Raw genomic sequence first — 23692 nt, forward strand, 5'->3', positions numbered from 1 at the left:
GACGCACGCTACCAGAAGTAACCGTTACCTCAAGTTACAGATAACTGGACCGGGGAGGGACCCGATGACGAAGACCTTGAAGGTCGCGGATCGCGAGAAGACCGCCGAACGTCTGCTCAACTCCTCGGCCGACAAGTTCTACGACCCCGAGGTCGACATCGACTGGTCCGCACCGCTGGTGGACGGCCTGCGGTACACCCCGGAGCACCGGTGCTCGCTCTACGGCACGCAGCTGTGGGACCGGATGAGCGCGGAGCAGCGCATCGACCTGTCGCGGCACGAGGTCGCCAGCGTGGCCAGCGTCGGCCTGTGGTTCGAGATCCTGCTGATGCAGATGCTGCTCAAGGAGGTCTACCGCTCGGACCCGACGACCAAGCACGCCCAGTACGCGCTGACCGAGGTCGCCGACGAGTGCCGGCACTCCACGATGTTCGCCCGCATGGTCGAGCGGATCGGCTGCCCGCCCTACGGCCCCCGCCAGTACACCTACCAGCTGGGCAAACTGCTCCCGGTGATCGGCTACGGGCCCGCGCTGTACGGGTCGATCCTGGTCGCCGAGGAGGTCCTGGACCGGCTGCAGCGCGAGACGATGGCCGACGAGACCGTGCAGCCGCTGGTGCGCATGGTCAACCGGATCCACGTGCTCGAAGAGGCCCGGCACGTGCGGTTCGCGCGGGAGGAGGTCGTCCGCGGCATGGAGGGGCTGACCCGGAAGGAGCTGCCCTACCAGCGGTGGCTCATCGCGACGACGTCCATGTTCATCACCCGGTCGCTCATCAACCCGGACGTGTACTCGGCCGTCGGGCTGGACCAGGACGAGGCGCACAAGGTCGCGCTGGGCAACCCGCACTGGCAGGAGACGATCCGCTGGTCGGGCGAGCGGATCATGAAGTTCCTGGACGAGGTCGGGCTGGTCGGCAAGCCGGGGATGCGGGCGTGGCGTCGGTCGTTCCTGCTCGGATGAGCGGCCGGACGAGTGCGCCGCCCGTCGGCAGGGCCGGCAATCGGGCGCGAGGGGCCGATCACCGGTTCGTGACCTCGGACGGCACCGCGTTGCGCGTCGTGGACAGCGGGCCTCGGGACGCGGGTACGACCACCGTGCTGCTGCACGGCTGGACGTTGGACCACACGTCGTGGGACCTGGTGGCGTCCGGTCTGCCGGGGCGCGTGCTGCGGTACGACCACCGGGGGCACGGCGGCTCGGCGCCCGCGCCGGTCGGGACGGCGACCATCGCGCGGTGTGCGGACGACCTGGCCGAGGTGATCGCGGCACGGGTGCCCACCGGGCGGATCGTGCTGGTCGGGCACTCGATGGGCGGCATGATGATCATGGCGTTGGCCGAGCAGCACCCCTCGCTGCTCGACCGCGTCGCCGGCGTCGTGCTGGTGGCCACCTCTTCGGGTGAACTTGCGGGGGCGACGCTGGGGCTGCCCGGCGCGTTCGGGCGGGCGTTGGCGGCGGGGGAGAAGGCGGTCAACCGGCGGATCGCCCGGTTGCGGCGGGCGGAGCTGCTCCGCCGCACGGAGGTCGCCCGGCCGGGGCTGAGGTGGCTGCTGTTCGGCAAGCGGCCGCCGTGGCGGTACGTCGCGATGACCGCCGCCATGGTCGGCCGGTGCCACCCGGTGAGCATGGTCGGGTTCCGCGACTCGCTGGACGCGCACGACCGGCGCAAGGCGCTGGCCGAGTTCGCCTGCATCCCGTCGGTGGTGCTGGCGGGCGCGGAGGACCGGCTCACGCCGTTGCGGCACGCGCGGGTGCTCGCCGACGAACTACCGCACGCCGAGCTGGTGATCTACCCGGGCGCAGGCCACATGCTGCCTTTGGAGAGGGCCAACGAGGTCGCGGCACACATCACCGCAATCGCCCGTGGCCGCCGTTGACCCAGGGTCCCCCCGGCAAGGGGAACCCTTGTTTTGATCCTGCCGGCTCGCACCGACAATCACGCGCGGTCGCGCCCGGCCTGTGGACAACGAGCGCCGCTGTGGACAACCGGGCGCCGCGGTGGACGACGAGTGGGGCCGTGTCGGGGGGACGGCCCCACTCGCCTGCTCGATGCCGAGCTCGGCAACTCAGTGCCGCGACTCGGTGCCGCAACGACTCAGCGCCGCGACTCAGTGCCGCAACTCAGCGCCGCAACGACGTCAGTGCTGCAGCGGGAAGCCGCCGCCGATGCCCCGCCAAGCCAGGTTGGAGATCAGCGCCACCGCGTCTTCCTTCGCCAGCTTCCGGTCGTCCGCCAGCCACGCCCGTGCCGTCACCTGGCTCAAGCCGACCAAACCCACCGCCAGCAGCCGGGCGCGGTGCTCGTCCAGGCCGGCGTCGGAGGTGATCGTGTCGGTGATCGCGTCCACGCTGTCCGTCGTCGCCCGCTCCACGGCGCGCGCCACCGCGGGCTCGCCGCGCAGGTCCGATTCGAACACCATCCGGAACGCCTGGCCCTCGCCGTCCACGAAGTCGTAGAACGCGGCGACCGCGGCCTTGACCCGCTGCTTGTTGTCCGTGGTGGACGCCAGCGCACCGCGAACGCGGTTCACCAACTCGTCCACGTGGGACTCCAGCAGCGCCATGTACAGCTCGAGCTTGCCGGGGAAGTGCTGGTAGAGCACCGGCTTGCTGACCCCGGCGCGCTCGGCGATCTCGTCCATCGCGGCGGCGTGGTAGCCGTTGGTCACGAACACGTCCTGCGCCGCGGCCAGCAACTGGGCACGTCGAGCGGTGCGTGGGAGTCGTACACCCCGCCCCGCCGCGCCGCCGTGGTGCCCGACCGCAGTCTGGGCCGTCTCCGTCATGGTGCCTCCAGCCAACCAATCATCACGGAACCGGAAAGGGGTTGCCCTTCCGGCTCGTCGGCAACCTTACTCGCTGGTAGCAGCGTTTCGGGAAAGCTTCTCGTTTCACCGGACGTCCGAGCAGGCATCCTGGAGTGGTGACCGACATCCTGGAGGCGCGCCGAACCGCCATCACCCACGTGCCGCTGTCCTCCGCGTCGCTGCCTGCCCTGGACACAACGATCCAGCCGTGGCCAGGTGACTACGTCCAGGTCGGCGGGCACAGCATGCACGTCCGGCGCACACCCGGACCGGCCGGGTCGACGGCCGTCTACGTGCACGGGCTGGGCGGTTCGGCGACGAACTGGACCGACCTGGCCGCGCAGCTCTCCGAGCACGTCGAGGGTCACGCGCTGGACCTGCCGGGGTTCGGCCGGTCGGAGCCGATCGACGGCTACGACTTCCGGATGGCCACCCACGCGCGGGTCGTCATCGAGTACATCGAGTCGCTCGGCTCACACCCCGTGCACCTGTTCGGCAACTCGATGGGCGGCGCGATCACGTTGATGGTCGCCTCCACCCGGCCCGACCTGGTGCGCACCCTGACGCTGATCTCGCCCGCCGTGCCCGACCTGCGGCCGAGCCTGCGCCGGGTGTCCGACCGGCGGCTGCCGCTGGCGTTCCTGCCGGTCGTGGGCCCGCGGGTGCGGGAGCAGCTGGCCGCCGTGTCGCCGCGTGAGCGCACCCACCAGATGCTCCGGCTGTGCTTCGCGAACCCCCACTCGGTGCCGGCGAACCGGATCGAGCAGAGCGAGGAGGAGTACACCGAGCGGTCCGCGCAGGCGTGGGCGGGCAACGCGCTGAGCCGCAGCACGATCGACCTGATCCGCACCTGGCTGGTGCCGCGGTCGAAGTCGATGTGGCTGCTGCCGCCGAAGATCACCGCGCCGACGCTGGTCGTGTGGGGCACCGAGGACCGGCTGGTCAGCGTGCGCAAGGCGCCGAGGGTGGCCCGGCTGATCCCGCGCGGTCGGCTGCTCGTGCTGCCGCGGACCGGGCACGTGGCGCAGATGGAGCGGCCGGTGTCCGTGGCCCGCGCGGTGCTGGGCATGTGGGAGGCGGTCGAGCGGCGGGAGTGGTGACGTGGATCGGTTCAGCCGGTCGGTGACGCGCAGGTCACCTGCGCTCCGCTGTAGGGGGGAGGTTGTGGCACCCTGGTTGCCGTGAACCGGACGTCGCAGGGCGAGCGTGACACGGCGCCGTCCTCTGATGACCGACCGCCGCTGTCCGAAGAGCGCTACCGCCGCGGCACGCGCCGCACGGGCGCGGAGCCGCTGGCGGCGTCCTGGGAACCGGCCGGCCGGAAGCACCGCAAGCGTCGCAGGGGCGTGAAAGGCCTGATCGCGAGCTACGGCTGGCGCATCTACGCCATTCCCGTGCTGCTCGTGCTCACCGCCTTGGTGGTGCTGGACACCGCCGTGCCGACGAAGATCGGCGAGACGGGCGCAGGCACCGACACGGCCACCGGTGCGACGGCGGCGGCGACGTCCTCCACCGGTCCTCCCGCGGCCACCGAGAAGCCGCCGGTCGACGTGGACCTGAAGAACTTCCCGACCGCGCAGCTGCCGGACGGGCCGAAGTACTCCGAGCAGGGCGCCGGCACGTGGGCGGTCGTCCCCGGCGGCACTCCGCAGGCCGGCACCGGCAAGCTGTACAAGTACGCGATCGCCATCGAGGACGGCGTCGAGCCGGCCGACTACGGCGGCGACCGGGACGCGTTCGCCCGGACCGTCGACGGGTTCCTGTCCGACCCGCGCAGCTGGATCGGCACCGGCCAGGTGGCCGTGCAGCGGGTCGAGGGCGGCCCGGTCGACTTCACCGTGAGCTTGACCACCACGAACACCACGCACGCCCTGTGCGGGTTCCAGATCCAGTTCGAGTCGTCGTGCTGGCACCGGCTCACCAAGCGGGTCATCATCAACACCGCCCGGTGGGTGCGGGGCGCCAAGGTGTACGGCAGCGACCTGGGCGCGTACCGGAACTACGCGATCAACCACGAGGTCGGCCACGTGCTCGACATCCAGCACGAAGGCTGCAAGGAGAACGGCAAGGCCGCGCCGGTGATGATGCAGCAGTCGTTCGGGGTCGCCAACGACTACGTCGCCCAGCTGAACTCGGTGGACTCGTCCAACCGCTACGCGGTGGAGGCCAACGGCCTGGTGTGCACACCCAACCCGTTCCCCGTCGCACCCCAGTAGCTGTGTTGGATTGCGCCGCCTCCGGCGTCGCGGGCCCGGTCGCCCGGGAGGTCGGTCGCTCGCGCCTGATTTTCCGACGGTCGAAGAGCGTGATCGCCGGAAAATGAGTCGCGAACGACCGACGGCGACCTCGCGGGGGTGGCGAGCTGGGCGTCCCGCGCCTTGGGACGACTTCCCATCGGGGAAGACGGACGGGCAGGCTGGTGTTGTCCGTCGGTAGAGGACATGTTTCGTCGAGGAGGACTCAGATGGCGCTTCCGCCGCTCGTGGAGCCCGCAGCGGAGCTGACCAAGGAAGAGGTCGCGCGGTACAGCCGCCACCTGATCATCCCGGATGTCGGGGTCGACGGGCAGAAGCGGCTGAAGAACGCGAAGGTGCTGGTCGTCGGGGCCGGTGGCCTGGGCAGCCCGGCCCTGCTCTACCTGGCCGCGGCGGGCGTCGGCACGCTGGGCGTGGTCGACTTCGACATCGTCGACGAGTCGAACCTCCAGCGTCAGGTCATCCACGGTCAGTCCGACATCGGCAAGCCGAAGGCGGAGTCCGCGCGCGACTCGGTGGCCGAGATCAACCCGTTCGTGAAGGTGGTGCTGCACCAGACCCACCTGAACTCGGAGAACGTGCTCGACATCTTCCGGGACTACGACCTGATCCTGGACGGCACGGACAACTTCGCCACCCGGTACCTGGTCAACGACGCGGCCGTGCTGCTCGGCAAGCCGTACGTGTGGGGCTCGATCTTCCGGTTCGAGGGCCAGGTCAGCGTCTTCTGGGAGGACGCGCCGGACGGCCAGGGCCTGAACTACCGCGACCTCTACCCCGAGCCGCCGCCGCCCGGCATGGTGCCGTCGTGCGCGGAGGGTGGCGTGCTGGGCGTGCTGTGCGCGTCGATCGGCTCGATCATGGTGACCGAGGCGATCAAGCTGCTGACCGGCATCGGCGACCCGCTGCTCGGCCGGCTCATGGTGTACGACGCCCTGGAGATGTCCTACCGGACCATCAAGATCCGCAAGGACCCGGAGAGCGTCAAGATCACCGAGCTGATCGACTACGACGCGTTCTGCGGTGTGGTGTCCGACGACGCCCAGCAGGCCGCGGCGGGCAACACGATCACGCCGCTGGAGCTGAAGCAGAAGCAGGACGCCGGCGACGACTTCCTGCTGGTGGACGTCCGCGAGCCGCACGAGTACGAGATCGTGAAGATCCCCGGCTCGGTGCTGATCCCGAAGGACCGCATCCTGTCGGGCGAGGCGTTCGCGGAGCTGCCGCAGGACAAGCCGCTGGTGCTGCACTGCAAGTCCGGCGCCCGTTCGGCGGAGGCGCTGGCCGCCCTGCACCGGGCCGGGTTCAAGGACGCCGTGCACGTGGGCGGCGGCGTGCTGGCGTGGGCCCGCGAGGTCGACCCCTCGCTGCCGACCTACTGAACCGACGCTTCGCAGGGGTCCCCGCCAGGGGATCCCCTGATCTTGATCCTGCCAGGCAGGGCGGACGGTCCGCGACGGTCGAACGCCCGCCTGTGGACAACTGCGAAGTCACCCGGGGCCGTCTCGTTCGCGAGGCGGCCCCGGGTGACTTCTGTCACTGTGACCTGGACTTCACGCTGAGACCGCACTTTTGCGGACAGGTCGAAGGTGTGGACACCACATGTTCGGGGTCCGAGGTCCACCAACACCGCGCCGAGTGCAGGTAGCGTGCCGGCGTGACCTCGACTCCGGAGCCGCCACCGTCGCACGTGCGTGCTGCGTTCGGCGCGCGGGACGCCGAGCCGGAGTTGATCGACGGTGGTCCGGTGTGGCGGTGCGGTGACGCGGCCATCCGCCCGGCGGGCAAGCCGGCCGAGGCCACCTGGGTCGCCAAGACCCTCGACACGCTCGAAGTCGACAACCTCCGCGTCGCCAGACCCCTGCGCTCCACCGACGGCCGGTACGTCGTGGGCGGCTGGGCGGCGACCAAGTACCTGTCCGGCCGGGCCGAGCCGAGGCACGACGAGGTCGTGGACGTCGCCGTCAAGCTCCACCGGGCGACCGCCGAGCTGACCAGACCGCGGTTCCTGGACGCGCGCACCGACCTGTTCGCCACGGCCGACCGCTGCGCGTGGGACGAGGAGAAGGTCGACCTCGACCCCGACCTGGGCGGTCGGTTGTTCGAGCTGTGCGCGGGCTACCGCAAGCCCGTCCAGCTCAAGCCGCAGGTCGTGCACGGCGACCTGTTCGGCAACGTGCTGTTCGCGGGTGACGCGGCCCCCGCGATCATCGACTTCGTCGCCTACTGGCGTCCTGGCACGTACGGCGCGGCGGTCGTCGTGGTCGACGCGCTCGCCTGGGGTGGCGCGGATCACGGCATCCTCCGGCGCTGGGCGCACCTGGACGAGTGGCCGCAGATCCTCCTGCGGGCGACCCTGTTCCGCCTCGCGGTCCACGCACTGCACCCCCGGTCGAGCCCACAATCTCTCGTCGGGCTCGAGCGAACGGCCGCACGGGTCGTCGAACTGCTGTGACCTCACCCTCATCGCAGGCGTGCTGAGCAGTCAAGTTCCCCTGGATGAAACATTCCACGTTCTGCCGTTAACAGGCCTTTCTTACCGTCGGACGCGTGACCGACTCCCCCAGAATCGACACGCACTGTCCGTACTGCGCGCTCCAGTGCGCGATGTCCATCGACAACGGCAGGGTGTCGCCGCGGGAGTTCCCGACCAACCGCGGCGGCCTGTGCCAGAAGGGCTGGACGTCGGCAGAGCTGCTGACCTCGCCCCACCGGCTGACCACGCCCCTGGTCCGCCGGGACGGTGAGCTGCGCCCGGCCACGTGGGGCGAGGCCCTCGACCTGATCGCCGACAAGCTCCGGGACCTGCGGGAGACCCACGGCCCCGACTCGGTCGGCGTGTTCGGCGGCGGCGGGCTGACCAACGAGAAGTCGTACCTGCTCGGCAAGTTCGCCCGGGTCGCGCTGGGCACCTCGCAGATCGACTACAACGGCCGGTTCTGCATGTCGAGCGCCGCGGCGGCGGGCATGAAGGCGTTCGGGCTGGACCGCGGCATGCCGTTCCCGGTCACCGACCTGGACCACGCGAACGCGATCCTGCTGGTCGGCGGCAACCCGGCGGAGACCATGCCGCCGTTCGTGCAGCACCTGAGGAACGCCGAACTGATCGTCATCGACCCCCGCCGCACGGCCACCGCCGAACTCGCCACCCTGCACCTGCAACCGGCGCCCGGCACGGACCTGGCGCTGGCCCTGGGCCTGCTGCACACCGCCGTCGCCGACAGCCACCTGGACAAGGAGTACCTGGCCGAGCGCACCACCGGCTTCGACGACGCGTGGCGCATCGCCGCGACGTGGTGGCCGGAACGGGTCGAGCGGGTCACCGGCGTGCCGGTCGCCGACCAGCGCGCGGCCGTGCGCATCCTGGCCGAGGCCCACAACGCCTACATCCTCACCGGCCGCGGCACCGAGCAGCACGCCAGCGGCGCGGACACCGTCTCGGCGTGGATCAACCTGGCCCTCGCGCTCGGCCTGCCCGGGACCAAGGGCTCCGGCTACGGCTGCCTCACCGGCCAGGGCAACGGCCAGGGCGGGCGTGAGCACGGTCAGAAGGCCGACCAGCTCCCCGGCTACCGCAAGATCGACGACCCGGCGGCCCGCGACCACATCATGAACATCTGGGGCGTGGACGACCTGCCCGGACCGGGTCGTTCGGCGTACGAGCTCCTCGACGCCCTCGGCCAGCCGAACGGCCCGAAGGCGCTGCTGGTGTTCGGCAGCAACGTCATCGTCTCCGCACCGCGCTCCCAGCACGTCGCCGACCGGCTCAAGGCGCTGGACCTGCTGGTCGTGGCGGACCTGGTGCTGTCGGAGACGGCCGCGGTCGCCGACGTCGTGCTGCCGATCACGCAGTGGGCGGAGGAGAGCGGCACGATGACCAACCTCGAAGGCCGCATCCTGCTGCGCCAGGTGGCCGTGGCCCCGCCCGAGGGCGTGCGCAGCGACCTCGACGTGCTGCAGGGCCTCGCCACCCGCCTCGGCCAGCCCGCCGAGCGGTTCCCGACCGAGCCCGAGGTGGTGTTCGAGGAGCTGCGCCGGGCGTCCAAGGGCGGTGCGGCCGACTACTCCGGCGTCACCTACGAACGCCTGCGCCAGGGCGAGGCCCTGCACTGGCCCGTGGTCGGGGAGAGCACGCCGCGCAACTTCCTGGACCGCTTCGCCCACCCGGACGGCCTGGCCAGGTTCATCCCGGTCGAGCACCGCGGACCGGCGGAGATGCCGGACGCCGACTACCCGTTGCAGGCCACCACCGGCCGGGTGCTCCAGCACTACCAGTCCGGCGCGCAGACCCGGCTCGTGGGCGAGCTGAACCGGGCCGAGCCGGAGGCGTACGTGGAGGTGCACCCGGACACCGCCACCAGGGCCGGTCTCGACAACGGCCAGCTGGCCGCCGTGGTGTCCCGGCGCGGGCGGACCTTGGCGCGGGTGCGCTGCGTGCCGTCGATGCGGATCGACGTCGTGTTCCTGCCCTTCCACTACGCGGGCGAGGGCCGGGCCAACCTGCTGACCAACCCGGTGCTGGACCCCACCAGCCGGATGCCCGAGTTCAAGGTGTGCGCGGTCCGATTGGAGTCGGTATGAGGAACGTTGTCATCGTGGGCTACGGCATGGCCGGCGCCAGGCTGGCCGACGAGATCCGCCGCCGCGATCCGAAGGCGGAACGGGTCTCGGTGACCGTGTTGGGCGACGAGTCGCACCCCGCGTACAACCGGGTGCTGCTGTCCAGCGTGGTGGCCGGGTCGCTGACGCCGGACGCCGTGCGCCTGCACGGCACGGACTGGGCCGCCAAGCACGACGTGGACCTGCGGCTGGGCGGCACCGTCACCAAGATCGACCGGACCCGCCGGGTCGTGCACGTGGACGACACCGAGGTGCCGTACGACGCGTTGGTGCTGGCCACCGGTTCGCGGTCGTGGGTGCCGCCGACCGACGGCCTGCTCAACGGCAACGGCGACCTGGCGCCCGGCGTGGTGGCGTTCCGCTCGCTGGACGACTGCGCCCAAATCGTGGAGAAGGCGTCACCGGGCACGCCGGTCGCGGTGATCGGCGGCGGGCTGCTCGGCCTGGAGGCCGCCCGCGGCCTGGCCGGCCGTGGCTGCCTGGTCACCGTGGTGCACCCGGTCAAGCACCTGATGGAACGGCAGCTCGACGCGGGCGCGGGCCGGGTGCTGGCGACGACGTTGCGGGGTCTGGGCATCGAGTTCCGGCTCGGCGTGCTGGCCACCAAGTACACGCCCGGCGAGGGCCTGGAGCTCAACGACGGCACGCACGTGCCCGCGGACTTCGTCGTCGTCTCGGCGGGCGTGCGCGCGGAGACCGGGCTGGCCGAGCAGTCGGGCATCGAGGTCGACCGCGGGATCCTGGTCGACGACGCGCTGCGCACCAGCGACCCCAGGGTGCACGCCATCGGCGACTGCGCCCAGCACGTCGGCACGGTGTCCGGCCTGGTCCAACCCGCGTGGGAGCAGGCAGCCGTGCTCGCCGACCGGCTCACCGGCGTCGCGCCGGCCGCCCGTTACGCCGGCACCACCGTCGTGACCAGGCTCAAGGCGCGTGACGTCGACCTGGCCGCGTTGGGCGACGTGCACGTCGACGTCGACTCGGTGGACGACGAGGTGCTGTGCTTCCAGGACCCGGCGCGCGGCCGGTACGCCAAGCTCGTGCTGCGCGACGACAAGGTCACCGGCGCGATCGTGCTGGGCGCGCCGGACGCGGCGGCGGCCATCACCCAGCTGTTCGACCGCGGCCTGCCCGCGCCGACCGACCGGCTCGCGCTGCTGCTGGGACGCGCGCTGCCCGGCGAGAGCACCGCCAGCCCGGCCGACCTGCCCGCGTCCGCGGTGGTCTGCCGGTGCAACACGGTCAGCAAGGGACAACTGGTCAGCGCCTGGCGCGGGGGCGCGACCACGATCTCGGCGATCGCGGAGGTCACCCGCGCGAGCACGGGCTGTGGCGGCTGCAAGGACGCCGTGTGCGGCATCGTCGACTGGCTCGCCGCCTCACAGCCCCAGTCGGCCTGATGTGCGGCGGAGTTGCCGTCGGCGACACGTCTGTGCACCCAAGCAGGTAACTCGCCGTTCTTACGGTCTGCGCAACGAAAACGTGGTCCAGGAGGTCCGATGAGCACGATGGTGGACACTGACAGCCCTGCACCGCAGGCGAAGCGCGGCGGCCGGTGGATCGACCACTGGGAGCCGGAAGACCCGCAGTTCTGGGAGAGCACCGGCAAGAAGGTGGCCCGGAAGAACCTGATCTTCTCGATCCTCGCGGAGAACCTGGGCTTCACCGTGTGGAGCCTGATGAGCATCGTGGTCGTCAGCCTCGGCTCGGTCGGCTTCAACTTCAGCGTCGGCCAGACGTTCTGGCTGCTGATCGTGCCGAACCTGGTCGGCGCGGTGCTGCGCATCCCCTACACGTTCGCGGTGCCGAAGTTCGGCGGGAGGGCGTGGACCACGGTCAGCGCGGGCCTGCTGCTGATCCCCTGCACGATGCTGATCATCGCGGTGACGAACTCCGGCACGCCGTACTGGTTCTTCCTGCTCACGTCGGCCGCGATGGGCTTCGGCGGCGGCAACTTCTCGTCCTCCATGGCGAACATCTCGTTCTTCTACCCGGAGGGCAAGAAGGGCCTGGCGCTCGGCCTCAACGCGGCGGGCGGCAACCTCGGCGTGGCGATGGTGCAGCTGGTCGTGCCGATCGTGATCTCCATCGGCACCGGCGTGCACCTGGCCTACGCGGCGCTGTTCTGGATCCCGTTCGTCGTGTTCGCCACCGCGTGCGCGTGGTTCTTCATGGACAGCCTCACCCAGGCCAAGCCGGACGGCACGTCGTACAAGAAGGCGATGTCGAACAAGCACACGTGGGTGATGTCGTTCCTCTACATCGGCACGTTCGGCTCGTTCATCGGCTTCTCGTTCGCGTTCCCGTCGCTGATCAAGCTGAGCTTCGTGGACTACAAGAGCTTCGTCGGCCTGGCGTTCCTGGGCGCTCTCATCGGCTCGGTGAGCAGGCCGTTCGGCGGGTGGCTGTCCGACCGGTTCGGCGGCGCGCGGATCACGCTGATGACGTTCGTCGGTCTCGGGATCGGCACGACCGGCCTGCTGGTGAGCCTGGACATCCGCAGCTTCACGCTGTTCTTCGGCTCGTTCATCGCGCTGTTCGTGCTGGCGGGCGTCGGCAACGGCTCGACCTACCGGATGATCCCGGCGATCTTCGCGGCCCAGAGCGACGACGTGGCGTCGGCCAAGCGGCAGGCCGCCGCGGTGGTCGGCATCGCGGGCGCGGTCGGCGCGTTCGGCGGTGTGCTGGTGAACCTGGTGTTCAAGTTCTCGCTGGAGGGCAGCAAGACGTTGGTTCCGGCGCTGACCGCGTTCCTGGTCTTCTACGGCCTGTGCGTGGTCACCACGTGGTGGTTCTACATGCGCCGCCGGGTCCTCGCGAGCCGGCCGAGCCTCGCCTACGCCGGTGTGTGACGCACACAACCCTCTGAAGTGCGGCGTGAGGCTGCTTTAACACCTGCGCAACATTCGCGACCTGTGCACGACACGGTGCCCGGTGAGCATTGACCGGGCAGAAGGAGGGATTGGTCCCATGACGCGAACGCTTGTGATCGTCGGTCACGGAATGGTCGGACACCGGCTCGTGGAGGCTCTCCGCGAGAAGGACGTCACCGACCAGTGGCGGATCGTCGTGTTCGCCGAGGAGACCCGCCCCGCCTACGACCGGGTCGCCCTGTCGTCCTATGTGGACAACTGGGACGCGGACTCGCTGAGCCTCGCGCCGCACGACGACGACGCCGTGGAGCTGCACCTGAACGACCAGGTGGTGCACATCGACCGGGACAACAAGGTCGTGCGCACCACGAGCGGTCGGGTGCAGTCCTACGACGCGCTGGTCCTGGCCACCGGCTCGGTGCCGTTCGTGCCGCCGGTGCCCGGCCGTGACCTCCCCGGATGTCACGTCTACCGGACCATCGAGGACCTCGACGGCATCCGCGCCACCGTGGAGGCGGCGCACAGCAGCGGACGGCACGCGGGCATGGTGCTCGGCGGCGGCCTGCTCGGGCTGGAGGCCGCGAACGCGTTGCGCGGCATGGGCATCTCGCCGCACGTGGTCGAGCTCGGACCGCGCCTGATGCCGCTGCAGGTCGACGAAGGCGGCGCCGGGCTGCTCAAGCGCCTGGTGGAGAAGCTGGACCTGACCATCCACACCGGCACGTCCGCGTCCTCCATCGAGCGGGACGGCGACCGGCTCATCGCCAAGCTGTCCAACGGCGTCGAACTCGACCTGGACGTCGTCGTGTTCTCCGCGGGCATCCGGCCGCGCGACGAGCTCGCCCGCTCCTTCGGCCTGCAGGTCGGCGAGCGCGGCGGGATCATCGTCGACCAGGCCTGCCGCACGTCCGACGAGAACATCTACGCCATCGGCGAGTGCGCCAATCTGGGCGGAATGGTGTACGGACTCGTCGCCCCGGGGTACTCCATGGCCGAAGTGGTGGCCGACCGCCTGCTCGGCGGTGAAGCGGAATTCCCCGGAGCCGACATGTCCACCAAGCTCAAGCTCCTCGGCGTCGACGTCGCCTCCTTCGGCGACGCGCACGCCAAGGAGGAGGGCGCGCTGGAGGTCGTGGTCAACGACGCCGTGGCCGGCACGTACGCCAAGGTCGTGGTGTCCGACGACGCGAAGACCCTGCTCGGCGGCATCCTCGTCGGCGACGCGACCAAGTACCCGATGCTGCGGCCGCTGGTCGGCAGGCCCGTGCCCGGCGACCCGGTGGCGTTGATCGGACCGGCGGGCGGCGGCCCCGAGCTGACGTTGCCGCACGACGCGCAGGTGTGCTCCTGCCACGCGGTGATCAAGCAGGACATCGTCGACGTGATCAACTCCGGTGAGGCCGTCGACGTGCCGGGCATCAAGGCCTGCACCAAGGCGGGCACCGGCTGCGGTTCCTGCGTGCCGCTGCTGAAGAAGCTACTGTCCGAGTGCGGCGTCGAGCAGTCCCGCGCGCTGTGCGAGCACTTCGACCACTCGCGCGCCGACCTGTTCGAGATCGTCCGCTCGACCGGCATCACCACGTTCTCCGAGCTGATCTCGCGGCACGGCCGCGGTCGCGGCTGCGACCTGTGCAAGCCCGCCATCGCCTCCATCCTGGCTTCGCTGGACAACGGGCACGTGCTGGAGGGCGAGCAGGCCACGCTCCAGGACACCAACGACCGCTTCCTGGCCAACCTCCAGCGCAACGGCACCTACTCGGTCGTGCCGCGCATCCCCGGCGGCGAGATCACGCCGGAGAAGCTGATCGTCATCGGCGAGGTCGCCCGCGACTTCGGCCTCTACACCAAGATCACCGGCGGACAGCGCATCGACCTGTTCGGCGCGACCGTCGACCAGTTGCCGCAGATCTGGAAGCGCCTGGTGGACGCCGGGTTCGAATCCGGCCACGCCTACGGCAAGGCGTTGCGCACGGTGAAGTCGTGCGTCGGCACCACGTGGTGCCGGTACGGCGTGCAGGACTCGGTGTCGCTGGCCATCGAACTGGAACTGCGCTACCGCGGCCTGCGGTCGCCGCACAAGCTCAAGTCCGCCGTGTCCGGCTGCGCGCGCGAGTGCGCGGAGGCGCGCGGCAAGGACTTCGGTGTCATCGCCACCGAGAACGGCTGGAACCTCTACGTCGGCGGCAACGGCGGCTTCACGCCGCGGCACGCGGACCTGATCGCGTCCGATGTGGACACCGAGACGCTGATCAAGCTGATCGACCGGTTCCTGATGTTCTACATCCGCACGGCGGACCGGTTGCAGCGCACCTCGACCTGGATCGAGTCGTTGGAAGGTGGGTTGGACCACCTGCGCGCGGTCATCGTGGACGACAGCCTCGGCATCTGCGCCGACCTGGAGGCCGCGATGGCCAAGCACGTGGACAACTACGCCGACGAGTGGCGTGGCGTGCTGGAGGACCCGGAGAAGCTGGCCCGGTTCACCTCGTTCGTCAACGCACCCGGCACGCCGGACCCGACCATCTCCTTCCGCGAAGAGCGCGGCCAGAAGGTGCCCGTTCTGCTGGGGGTACCTTCCTTCAGCGGAGCGGAAAATCAGGCGGAGGTTTCCCGATGACACCTGTGTGCGAGTTGAGCGTCCTCCAGCCCGACCGCGGGGTGGCTGCCCTGCTCCCCGACGGGTCCCAGGTGGCGGTGTTCCTCACCTCCGCCGGGACGGTGCACGCTCTGGGCAACATCGATCCGTTCAGCGGGGCGGCGGTGCTGTCGCGCGGGATCGTCGGCGACCGGGGCGGCGTGCCCGTGGTCGTGTCGCCCGTCTACAAGGAGGCGTTCGAGCTGACCACCGGCAAGTGCCTGGACGACCCCTCGACCGGGGTGCCGGTGTACCCCGTGGTCGTGATCGACGGCGTCGTCCAGGTCGGGTCGCCGTGAACGCCGCCCCGCTGGCCGGGTACACGGTAGGTGTGACCGCCGCCCGGCGGGCCGACGAGCTCTCCGCTCTGCTGGAACGCAAGGGCGCGACCGTGCTGCACGGTCCCGCCATCCGGATCGTGCCGCTGCCCGACGACGCGGAGCTGCTGGCCGCGACCCGGACCGTGGTGGAGGAACCGGTGGACGTCGTCGTGGCGACCACCGGCATCGGCTTCCGCGGCTGGGTCGAGGCGGCCGAGGGCTGGGGTCTGGGCGCCCGGCTGCTGTCCCGGCTGTCCGGGGCGCAGGTGCTGGCGCGCGGGCCCAAGGCCCGGGGCGCGGTGCGTGCCGCCGGGCTGGTGGAGGCGTGGTCGCCGGAGGGTGAGAGCAACGCGGAGTTGCTGGACCACCTGCTCCGGTCCGGTGTCTCCGGTCTGCGCATCGCCGTGCAGCTGCACGGCGAGCCGCTGCCGGAGTTCACGTCGGCGCTGCGTGCGGCCGGTGCGGACGTCGTGTCGGTCCCCGTCTACCGGTGGACCGGCCCGTCCGACCCCGCGCCGTTGGAACGCCTGCTGGAGGCCGTGCTGGCGGGCCAGGTGGACGCGCTGACGTTCACCAGCGCCCCCGCCGCGGCCTCCGTGCTGCGCGTCGCGGGCGCCATGGGCAAGCTGCCCGAGCTGGTCTCCTTGCTGCGGCAGGAAGTCCTGGTGGTCGGCGTCGGCTCGATCACCGCCGGACCGCTGGTGGCGGCCGGGATCCCGGTCGTCCAGCCCGCCCGCGCCCGGATCGGCGCGTTGGCGCGCGAGCTGACCCTCGAACTGCCCGCCAGGGCGACCCGGCTCCGGATCGCCGCCCGTGACATCGAACTGCGCGGCCAGGCCGTCGTGGTGGACGGCGAGCTGCGGCCCGTCCCGCCCGCCCCGATGGCCGTGCTGCGCGTGCTGGCCGCCGCCCGTGGTCGGGTGGTGTCCCGTCGTGACCTGTTGGCGGCCCTGCCCAGCGGTGGCGAGGAGCACGCCGTGGAAACCGCGATCGGCCGCCTGCGCACCGCTCTCGGTGAGCCCCGGATGGTCGCCACGGTCGTGAAGCGCGGCTACCGACTGGCCATGGACCCCGCCGGAGTGGCTGTATGACACTGGTTCTCGTCGCGCACGGCACCCGTGACCCCGCCGGGGCCGTCGTGATCGAAGAGATCGCGTCCCTCGTCCGCGCCCGGCTGGGTGGCGTGCCCGTGCGGGTCGCCTACGCCGACGTGCGGCAGCCGGACGTCACCTCGGTCCTGTCCTCCGTCTCGGGCCCGGCGGTCGTGGTCCCGGCGTTCCTGGCCGCCGGCTACCACGTCCGGGTGGACATCCCGGCGCAGGTCGAGGCGTCCGGGCACCCCGACGCGGTGATCACCGACCCCATCGGCCCGGCCCTCCTGCCGGCACTCCTGGCGCGCCTCACCGAGGCCGGCTGGACGCTGGGCGACTCGGTCGTCCTGGCGGCGGCGGGCTCCTCCGACCCGCGTGCGCTGGCCGATGTCCGAGCGGTCGCCACCGCGCTGTCCCGTCGCGTGGGCCCGGTGACCGTCGGCTACGCCGCCACCGCCACACCGCACATCTCGGACGTGGTCGCCTCCGCCTCCGGCCGCGTGGCCGTCGCCTCCTGGCTCCTCGCACCCGGCCTCTTCCACCAGGCCGTAGCCGCCTCCGGCGCCGCCGTGGTAGCCGCACCCATCGGCGCCCACCTGCGCGTGGTGGAAGCCGTCCTCCTCCGCTACTACGAAGCCCGCTGCTTCCAAGACGTCGCCTGACCCCGCGAACGCAGAACTCACCCCACCTGAACGTTCGACACACCCCGCGCGAATGTAGGACACACGCGTGTGTCCTACATTCGCGCAAGGTGTGTCCTACCTCCAGACCGCGTGAGTCCTACGTTCAGACCGCGAGAGTCGAACGTTCAGAGCGCGTGAGTCGAACGTTCAGGTGCCGCGAGTTCAACGCTCAGGTGTGGGCTGGACCGCGACGGAATAGTTGAGGGTTAAACTAGGTTGAGGCAGGCGAGACCGCTGAACCCGGGCGGTCACGCCGAAGGAGGCAGTCATGCCCGCCGTCACCGCCGACACCCTCACCCTCCCGCGCCTCCCCGAGCTGCCCGAAACCACCACGGCGTGGCGCAAGGTGCAGCGGGTCGTGCCGGCGCGCAGGTTCCTCGAAGGCGAAGGCTTCCAGGTCCGCCGCCCCTTCCCGGGCGTCGACCTCGCCCTCGCGGACCCGTTCCTGCTCCTCGACCACATGGGCGCCGTCGAGTACGGCCCCGGTGAGGCGAAGGGCGCGCCCTGGCACCCGCACCGCGGCTTCGAGACCGTCACCTACCTGATCGACGGCGTGTTCGAGCACCAGGACTCGGCCGGCGGCGGTGGGGTGATCACCAACGGCGGCACGCAGTGGATGACGGCGGGCGCGGGCGTCCTGCACTCGGAGCTGCCCTCCCAGGAACTGGTGGCCAAGGGCGGCCTGTTCCACGGCGTGCAGCTGTGGGTCAACCTCCCGAAGGCCGACAAGTGGGCGCCACCCCGCTACCAGGACATCGCGCCCGGCGACACCAAGCTGCTGTCCAGCGACGACGGCGGCGCGCTGGTCCGCGTCATCGCCGGTGACGTGGCGGGCTACCGAGGCCCCGGCATGACGTACACGCCGATCACCTACCTGCACGCCACGCTCAGCCCGCACGCCCGCCTCACCCTGCCCTGGCCGGAGGACTTCAACGCGATGGTCTACGTGCTGTCCGGCCGCGGCACGACCGGCGCCGAGCACCGCCCGCTCGAAGAAGGCCAACTGGCCGTGTTCGACCGGGGCCAAGCGCTCACCATGCAAGCCGACACGACGTGGGACGTCCTGATCCTGGGCGGACTCCCGCTCAACGAGCCCGTCGCGCGCTACGGGCCGTTCGTGATGAACACGCGCGCCGAGATCCTGCAAGCCATCGAGGACTTCCAAGCCGGGCGACTGGGCGTGACGCAGGTCCCGCACGTCACCTCGGCGGATGAGGAGCTGTCATGACCGACGTCCTGGAGCTGCTGGCCAAGGGCCGCGAGTTCCGCGCGGCCGGCGACCCCAGCAGCGCCGCCCGTTACCTCGCCGAGGCGGCGGAGCAGGCGCCGCAGGACCGGACCGTGCTGACCGAACTCGCGTTGGCGCACTTCCAGTCCGCCGCGCTGGGCAAGGCCGAAGGCGTGCTCAACGCCCTCGTCGACCTCGACCCGTCGGACGGCTACACGCGCCTGCTCCTCGGCCGCACGCTCAGCCGGCAGAGCAGGCACGCCGAGGCGCTGCCCCAGCTGCGCCTGGCCGCCGCGCTGACCCGCGACCCCGAGGTCGAGACCGAGGTGGCCCGCGTGCAGGCGCGGGTCGCCCCGGAGGTCAGAACAGAGCGGGAGGCTCCTCCTTCTCCTTGACCGCGTCCTCCCAGCGGTACGTGCGCAGGTCGACCTTGCCCCCGTCGGCCACCACACCCTCCTCGCGCAGCCGTTGCAGCTGCTCGTCGGCGATGTGTGGCGCGCACGTGCCGTTGGCGCGCAGCACCCGGTGCCACGGCAGGTCGTGCCCGTCCTGGTTCAGGACCTGCCCGACCAGCCGCGGCGACGGTGCGCGGGCGATGTCGGCGACGTCACCGTAGGTGGCCACCCGGCCCGGCGGGATCCTGCGCACGACCTCGCGGACCAATTCGTGCAACTGTTCGTCCACCCGCACAGCTTTTCACGTCATCGGGTGCAGCTCATCCGGTGTAGCCCGCCACGATCCGGGTGAACTCGTAACTGCCCTGGTTGGTGCCGCTGCAATCGCTGCTCGACCCGCCGCAGCCGCCCTTGTCGCGGTTGCTCGCCCAGAACGTGAAGCGGGACAGGTTCCTGCCCGCCGCCCAGTCCCGGATCGCCCGGAAGTTCGCCGGCGTGACCGTTTCACCCGTGTCGGTGATCCCGTTCATCGACGACAGACCGCTGCGCCGGTACGCCGCGTCGTCGCTGAGCCCGAACGTGGACTTGATGTGGTTCTTCAACCCGTCCACCGACGTCTTGGTGCCCGCCACCACGTCGCTGGGCCCACCCCAGTTGAACGGCATGACCGACCACACGTCGATCGGGACGGAAAGTTCCTTCGACCGGGTGATCAGCCGCCGTCCCCACGAGTTCGGGCCGGACCGGTCCGTCGGCATGGTGATCACCGTCCGGATGCCCGCGTTGTTCTGCTCCACGATCTTCAACGCCCCGAGCACGCGGTCCTGCACGGTGGCGTTCTCGAACTCGGCGGCCTCGATGTCGATGTCGATCGCCTTGAGCTGGTAGGCGTTGATCACCTTCTGGTAGGCGCCCGCCAGCGCGCTCGCCGACGAGCAGTACTGGCCGAGCTTGCGCCCCGACCAGCCGCCGAACGACGGGATCACGTCACCGCCCGCCGCGCGGATGTTCTTGATCAGCGTCGCGTCGCTCCCGGTCAACGACCGGCTGCCGTCCCACGCCGGGTTGCACCCGCCGTCGGACAGGACGAACGCGAGGGTGAACGACTTGACCCCGGTCTGGTTCATCACGGTCACCGGGTTGGGTTTGGCGCCCCACTGGTAGAGGTACGGGGACGCGAGCACCGGGTCGGGCGCGGCCTGCGCGTGGGGTGCGAGCGTCAGGGCTGTAGCCGCCGCGACCAGCGGGATCAGGATCCGCCGCAGGGGTTTCATCGGGTCCTCCAAGTGGCAGGGAACCGGCGGCGGCGCGTCCCAAAATGGCCTAGACCACCCGAATTTGTCAAGAACTCGTACGAACTAGGTCCCCGCGAGGTCGCGTCGATCGACGGCGACCACCACGCGAGGTCGCCGTCGATCGTTCGCGACTCATTTCCCGGCGGTCACGCTCTTCGATCGTCGGGAAATCAGGCGCGAGCGGTCGACCTCCCGGGCGACCGAGCCGCCGTCTGCGGAGCAGCGGCAATCCAACACTGTGGTTCCATGCTCCCCGTGGCAGTGAACAGGGCGCCGTTGCTGGTGCGCCGGGTGCGGCAGGAGGAGCCCCGGCGCGACTGGGACGCGCCCGCGCGCGCCGTGTTCGAGCACGCCGGCGGGCCGTTGCGGGTGCTCGGCGGCCCCGGCACGGGCAAGACGACGCTGCTGGCCGAGGTGGTGGCGGACCGGGTGCTGCGCGGCGGCGTGCACCCGGAGAACGTGCTGGTGCTCACCGCGAACCGGCGGGCGGCGGAGGCGATGCGCGCCCACATCACCCGGCTGTTAACCGGCGCGAGGGCCGACGGCGTGCTGCCGACCACGCAGGAACCGCTGGTCAGAACGGTGCACTCGTACGCGTTCGCGGTGCTGCGGGCGCAGGCGGTGCTGAACGGGGAGCCCACGCCCCGGCTGCTGTCCGGGCCGGAGCAGGACGCGGTGGTGCGCGAACTGCTGGCGGGTGACGTGAGCATGGGCGCGCCGAAGTGGCCGGAACGGCTGCGACCCGCGTTGACGCTGCCCGGGTTCGCCCAGGAGCTGCGCGACCTGATGCTGCGTGCGCTGGAACGCGGCCTCGCCCCGGAGGACCTGACCGAGTTGGGCCGCAAGCACGCACGCGAGGAGTGGGTGGCGGCCGGGTTGTTCGCCACCCAGTACGAGCAGGTGAACCTGCTGGCCAGCAGCGGTCAGGGGCACGCGCCGTCGTTCGACGCGGCGGAGCTGGTCGGCAGCGCGTTGCTGGCGTTCGAGACGGAGCCGGACGTGCTGGCGGGGGAGCGGCGGCGGGTGCGGCACCTGCTGGTGGACGACGCGCAGCACCTCGACCCGCTGCAGTTCGAGTTCATCCGGGTGCTGGGTGGGGCCGCGCAGGAATTCATCCTGGCGGGTGATCCCGATCAGGCGGTGTTCTCGTTCCGGGGCGCCGATCCGACGATCCTGGCCGAGGCGGACGGGCCGGCGGTGGTGCTGCGCCGGGGTTACCGGATGGCGCCGGAGATCCGGGCCGCGGTGGGCCGGCTCGCGGCACGGCTGCCGGGCGCGTCGCCGACCCGCGAGGTGTCGCCCGTGGACGGCACGGGGAACGTGCAGGTGCGGCTGTTCGCGTCGGCGGCGCAGGAGGCGAGCTGGGTGGCGGACCAGCTGCGCCGGGCACACTTGATCGACGAGGTGTCGTGGTCGCAGATGGCGGTGGTGGCGCGGTCGGCTACGAGGTCGTTGCCGGTGCTGCAACGGGCGCTGCTGGCGGCGGGCGTGCCGGTGGCGGTGCCGCGCGACGAGCTGCCGTTGGCGCGGCAGCCCGCCGTGATGCCGTTCCTGGCGTTGCTGCGGTGCGCGGCCGTGCCGGGCAGCCTGGACGAGGACACGGCGGCGATGCTGCTGTCGTCACCGCTGGGTGGCGCGGATCCGTTGGCGCTGCGGCGGTTGCGGCGCGGTCTGCGCAGGCTGGAGCTGGCCGCGGGCCGTGACCGGCCGAGCGGCGAGCTGCTGGTCGAGGTGATCGAGTCCGACGACCGGCTGGCCGCGCTGGAAGACGCCGAGGCGCAGCCCGCGCGGCGGATCGCCGGGCTGTTGCGCAAGGCGCGCAAGGGGATCGCGGACGGGCTCACCGTCGAGCAGGTGCTGTGGGAGCTGTGGCAGACCACCGGCCTGGAGCTGCGGTGGGTGGCGCAGTCCGCGCGGCACGGCACCGTCGGCATGCAGGCGGACCGGGATCTGGACGCGATCGTGGCGTTGTTCGAGGCGGCGGCGAAGTACGTGGACCGGCTGCCCGGCTCCGGGGCCGAGGGTTTCGCCGATTACCTGGCCGCGCAGCAGATCGTTGGCGACACGCTGGCGGCGTCCGCGCCGGTCGGCGAGGCGGTGTCGGTGCTCACCGCGCACGCCGCCGCAGGTCGCGAGTGGACGGTCGTGGCGGTGCCGGGCGTGCAGGAGGGCAGCTGGCCCGATCTGCGGCTGCGCGGGTCGCTGCTCGGCGTCGAGCGGATGGTCGACGTGGTGGCGGGCGTGTCGACCGAGACGGTGTCCGCGGTCGCGCCGATCCTGGCCGAGGAACGGCGGCTGCTGCTCGTCGCGGCGAGCCGGGCGCGGCAGACGTTGCTGGTCAGCGCGGTGCGCGGGGAGGACGAGCAGCCGTCGCGGTTCCTGGACGAGATCGAGGAGCTGTCCACCGACTCCCCGGAGCGGCCGACGTTCACCCCCGAGCGCGGGCTGGTGCTGGCCGAGTTGGTCGGCGAGCTGCGACGGGTGGTGTGCTCGGACGACGAGCCGGCCGAACGCCGTGAGCGTGCGGCGGTCCAACTGGCCCGGTTGGCGGCCGAGGGCGTGCCGGGCGCGCACCCCGATTCGTGGTACGGCTTGGCGGACGTGACCACGGATAGTCCTTTGTGGACCGAGGAGCACACGGTGAGCGTGTCGCCGTCCACGGTGGAGATCCTGGCGAAGTGCCCGCTGCGGTGGGTCGTGGAGCGGCACGGCGGGCAGGACCCTGCCGAGCTGGCGTCCATCACCGGCACCCTCGTGCACGCGCTGGCGCAGGCCGCCGCGACCGGCGCGGACGAGAAGGAGCTGCGGGTCAGGCTGGACGAGGCGTGGGCGGCGGTGGACGCGGGCGCGCCGTGGTTCTCCCGGCGCGAGCGGATCCGGGTGGAGCGGATGCTCGACACGTTCCTGGCGTGGCTGGCGTCCAGCCGCGCCCAGCTCACCCAGGTCGCGGTCGAGGAGGAGATCTCGGTCGAAGTGCCCAAACAGGACGGTGGGCCGTTCCTGCGGGTGCGCGGCCGGGTCGACCGGCTGGAGACCGACCGGGACGGGCGGCCGGTCGTGGTCGACGTGAAGACCGGCAAGAACCCGGTCACCAAGGAGGAGGCCCGGCAGCACCCGCAGCTCGCGGTCTACCAGCTGGCGTCGGCGCTCGGCGGCTTCACGCACCTCGGCCTCGGCACCGATCCTGGCGGCGCGCGGCTGCTGTACGTGGCCAAGGAGAACAAGAAGACCGGCGCGACCGAACTGGAGCAGGCGCCGCTGGACGAGCAGGGCGTCCGGGTGTGGCTGGAGGCCGTGCAGCTGGCGGCCGGGTCGAGCGTCGGGCCGCAGTACCGGGCGGCGGAGAACGCGGACTGTGATCGCTGCCCGGCCCGCACGTCGTGCCCGGTGCACTCGTCCGGCCGGCAGGTGAGCCAATGAGGGAGGTCTGACCAGGGAATATGGTTGCGGCCCGCGGGTCGCCGCAGGCAGCTCGGCCCGACAACG

Annotated in this window: 19 protein-coding genes; 16 read left to right on the forward strand and 3 right to left on the reverse strand. The window is 71.2% G+C overall.

What is annotated here, in order from left to right; all coding sequences use genetic code 11:
• Window positions 1-64: 64 nt before the first annotated feature.
• Both FM051_RS30185 and FM051_RS30190 read left to right on the forward strand, forming a co-directional pair.
• Complete coding sequence (locus FM051_RS30185) at window positions 65-964, forward strand: AurF N-oxygenase family protein (RefSeq protein WP_158849267.1); 900 nt, start codon at window positions 65-67, stop codon at window positions 962-964.
• A complete protein-coding gene (locus tag FM051_RS30190; protein WP_158849423.1) occupies window positions 961-1881 on the forward strand; it encodes an alpha/beta fold hydrolase in 921 nt (306 codons plus the stop codon). Before FM051_RS30185 ends, FM051_RS30190 begins: the two co-directional genes overlap by 4 nt.
• A 261-nt stretch (window positions 1882-2142) precedes the next feature.
• Here the strand turns inward: FM051_RS30190 and FM051_RS30195 are convergent, their stop codons facing one another.
• The gene (locus FM051_RS30195) at window positions 2143-2790 is read right to left on the reverse strand and encodes a TetR/AcrR family transcriptional regulator (RefSeq protein WP_158849269.1); all 648 of its coding nucleotides are present in this window, start codon (window positions 2788-2790) and stop codon (window positions 2143-2145) included.
• 137 nt (window positions 2791-2927) lie between these two features.
• On the opposite strand from FM051_RS30195, the gene FM051_RS30200 reads away from it, so the two are divergent.
• The 13 genes from FM051_RS30200 (at window position 2928) to FM051_RS30260 (ending at window position 18911) form a co-directional block, all read left to right on the forward strand.
• Window positions 2928-3911, forward strand: coding sequence for an alpha/beta fold hydrolase (locus FM051_RS30200; RefSeq protein WP_158849271.1), 984 nt, complete (start codon window positions 2928-2930; stop codon window positions 3909-3911).
• 81 nt (window positions 3912-3992) lie between these two features.
• Window positions 3993-5027, forward strand: coding sequence for a DUF3152 domain-containing protein (locus FM051_RS30205; protein ID WP_158849273.1), 1035 nt, complete (start codon window positions 3993-3995; stop codon window positions 5025-5027).
• A 248-nt stretch (window positions 5028-5275) separates the two neighbouring features.
• Window positions 5276-6448: an adenylyltransferase/sulfurtransferase MoeZ gene (moeZ, locus tag FM051_RS30210; protein WP_158849275.1), complete on the forward strand. Its 1173-nt coding sequence runs from the start codon at window positions 5276-5278 to the stop codon at window positions 6446-6448.
• Window positions 6449-6723: 275 nt separating this feature from the next.
• The gene (locus FM051_RS30215) at window positions 6724-7521 is read left to right on the forward strand and encodes a TIGR02569 family protein (protein ID WP_158849277.1); all 798 of its coding nucleotides are present in this window, start codon (window positions 6724-6726) and stop codon (window positions 7519-7521) included.
• A 152-nt stretch (window positions 7522-7673) separates the two neighbouring features.
• A complete protein-coding gene (locus FM051_RS30220) occupies window positions 7674-9647 on the forward strand; it encodes a molybdopterin oxidoreductase family protein (protein WP_158849425.1) in 1974 nt (657 codons plus the stop codon).
• Window positions 9644-11086, forward strand: coding sequence for an FAD-dependent oxidoreductase (locus FM051_RS30225; RefSeq protein ID WP_158849279.1), 1443 nt, complete (start codon window positions 9644-9646; stop codon window positions 11084-11086). The genes FM051_RS30220 and FM051_RS30225 overlap by 4 nt, the downstream gene beginning before the upstream one ends.
• A 99-nt stretch (window positions 11087-11185) precedes the next feature.
• Window positions 11186-12538 (forward strand): MFS transporter, encoded by a 1353-nt coding sequence (locus FM051_RS30230; RefSeq protein ID WP_158849281.1) that lies wholly within the window; start codon window positions 11186-11188, stop codon window positions 12536-12538.
• Between the two features lie 118 nt (window positions 12539-12656).
• A complete protein-coding gene (gene nirB, locus FM051_RS30235) occupies window positions 12657-15176 on the forward strand; it encodes a nitrite reductase large subunit NirB (protein WP_158849283.1) in 2520 nt (839 codons plus the stop codon).
• Window positions 15173-15493, forward strand: coding sequence for a nitrite reductase small subunit NirD (gene nirD / locus FM051_RS30240; RefSeq protein WP_158849285.1), 321 nt, complete (start codon window positions 15173-15175; stop codon window positions 15491-15493). Before nirB ends, nirD begins: the two co-directional genes overlap by 4 nt.
• The gene (locus FM051_RS30245; protein ID WP_158849287.1) at window positions 15490-16605 is read left to right on the forward strand and encodes a uroporphyrinogen-III synthase; all 1116 of its coding nucleotides are present in this window, start codon (window positions 15490-15492) and stop codon (window positions 16603-16605) included. Before nirD ends, FM051_RS30245 begins: the two co-directional genes overlap by 4 nt.
• A complete protein-coding gene (locus tag FM051_RS30250; RefSeq protein ID WP_158849288.1) occupies window positions 16602-17267 on the forward strand; it encodes a sirohydrochlorin chelatase in 666 nt (221 codons plus the stop codon). Before FM051_RS30245 ends, FM051_RS30250 begins: the two co-directional genes overlap by 4 nt.
• Window positions 17268-17556: 289 nt before the next feature.
• On the forward strand, window positions 17557-18516 hold the full coding sequence (locus FM051_RS30255; RefSeq protein ID WP_158849290.1) for a pirin family protein: 960 nt from the start codon (window positions 17557-17559) through the stop codon (window positions 18514-18516).
• Window positions 18513-18911 carry a tetratricopeptide repeat protein gene (locus FM051_RS30260; RefSeq protein ID WP_158849292.1) on the forward strand — a complete coding sequence of 133 codons (399 nt, stop codon included), beginning with the start codon at window positions 18513-18515 and terminating at the stop codon, window positions 18909-18911. The genes FM051_RS30255 and FM051_RS30260 overlap by 4 nt, the downstream gene beginning before the upstream one ends.
• On the opposite strand, the gene FM051_RS30265 is transcribed toward FM051_RS30260, so the two are convergent.
• A complete protein-coding gene (locus FM051_RS30265) occupies window positions 18877-19200 on the reverse strand; it encodes an MGMT family protein (RefSeq protein WP_158849294.1) in 324 nt (107 codons plus the stop codon). The two genes, FM051_RS30260 and FM051_RS30265, sit on opposite strands and share 35 nt — an antisense overlap.
• Window positions 19201-19231: 31 nt before the next feature.
• Window positions 19232-20185, reverse strand: a complete 954-nt coding sequence (locus FM051_RS30270; RefSeq protein WP_158849296.1) for a chitinase — start codon at window positions 20183-20185, stop codon at window positions 19232-19234.
• Between the two features lie 267 nt (window positions 20186-20452).
• On the opposite strand from FM051_RS30270, the gene FM051_RS30275 reads away from it, so the two are divergent.
• Entirely contained in the window at window positions 20453-23626 is a 3174-nt protein-coding gene (locus tag FM051_RS30275) for an ATP-dependent helicase (protein WP_158849298.1), read from the forward strand.
• Window positions 23627-23692 lie beyond the last annotated feature (66 nt).

The organism is Saccharothrix deserti (assembly GCF_009769385.1).
Taxonomy (GTDB): domain Bacteria; phylum Actinomycetota; class Actinomycetes; order Mycobacteriales; family Pseudonocardiaceae; genus Actinosynnema; species Actinosynnema deserti.

Bases quoted from the DNA above. Each gene is read 5' to 3' on its own strand.
- FM051_RS30185 (WP_158849267.1), top strand. From the start codon at position 65: ATGACGAAGACCTTGAAGGTCGCGGATCGCGAGAAGACCGCCGAACGT.
- FM051_RS30190 (WP_158849423.1), top strand. From the start codon at position 961: ATGAGCGGCCGGACGAGTGCGCCGCCCGTCGGCAGGGCCGGCAATCGG.
- FM051_RS30195 (WP_158849269.1), bottom strand. From the start codon at position 2,790: ATGACGGAGACGGCCCAGACTGCGGTCGGGCACCACGGCGGCGCGGCG.
- moeZ (WP_158849275.1), top strand. From the start codon at position 5,276: ATGGCGCTTCCGCCGCTCGTGGAGCCCGCAGCGGAGCTGACCAAGGAA.
- FM051_RS30220 (WP_158849425.1), top strand. From the start codon at position 7,674: ATGTCCATCGACAACGGCAGGGTGTCGCCGCGGGAGTTCCCGACCAAC.
- FM051_RS30225 (WP_158849279.1), top strand. From the start codon at position 9,644: ATGAGGAACGTTGTCATCGTGGGCTACGGCATGGCCGGCGCCAGGCTG.
- FM051_RS30230 (WP_158849281.1), top strand. From the start codon at position 11,186: ATGAGCACGATGGTGGACACTGACAGCCCTGCACCGCAGGCGAAGCGC.
- nirB (WP_158849283.1), top strand. From the start codon at position 12,657: ATGACGCGAACGCTTGTGATCGTCGGTCACGGAATGGTCGGACACCGG.
- nirD (WP_158849285.1), top strand. From the start codon at position 15,173: ATGACACCTGTGTGCGAGTTGAGCGTCCTCCAGCCCGACCGCGGGGTG.
- FM051_RS30250 (WP_158849288.1), top strand. From the start codon at position 16,602: ATGACACTGGTTCTCGTCGCGCACGGCACCCGTGACCCCGCCGGGGCC.
- FM051_RS30255 (WP_158849290.1), top strand. From the start codon at position 17,557: ATGCCCGCCGTCACCGCCGACACCCTCACCCTCCCGCGCCTCCCCGAG.
- FM051_RS30260 (WP_158849292.1), top strand. From the start codon at position 18,513: ATGACCGACGTCCTGGAGCTGCTGGCCAAGGGCCGCGAGTTCCGCGCG.
- FM051_RS30270 (WP_158849296.1), bottom strand. From the start codon at position 20,185: ATGAAACCCCTGCGGCGGATCCTGATCCCGCTGGTCGCGGCGGCTACA.
- FM051_RS30275 (WP_158849298.1), top strand. From the start codon at position 20,453: ATGCTCCCCGTGGCAGTGAACAGGGCGCCGTTGCTGGTGCGCCGGGTG.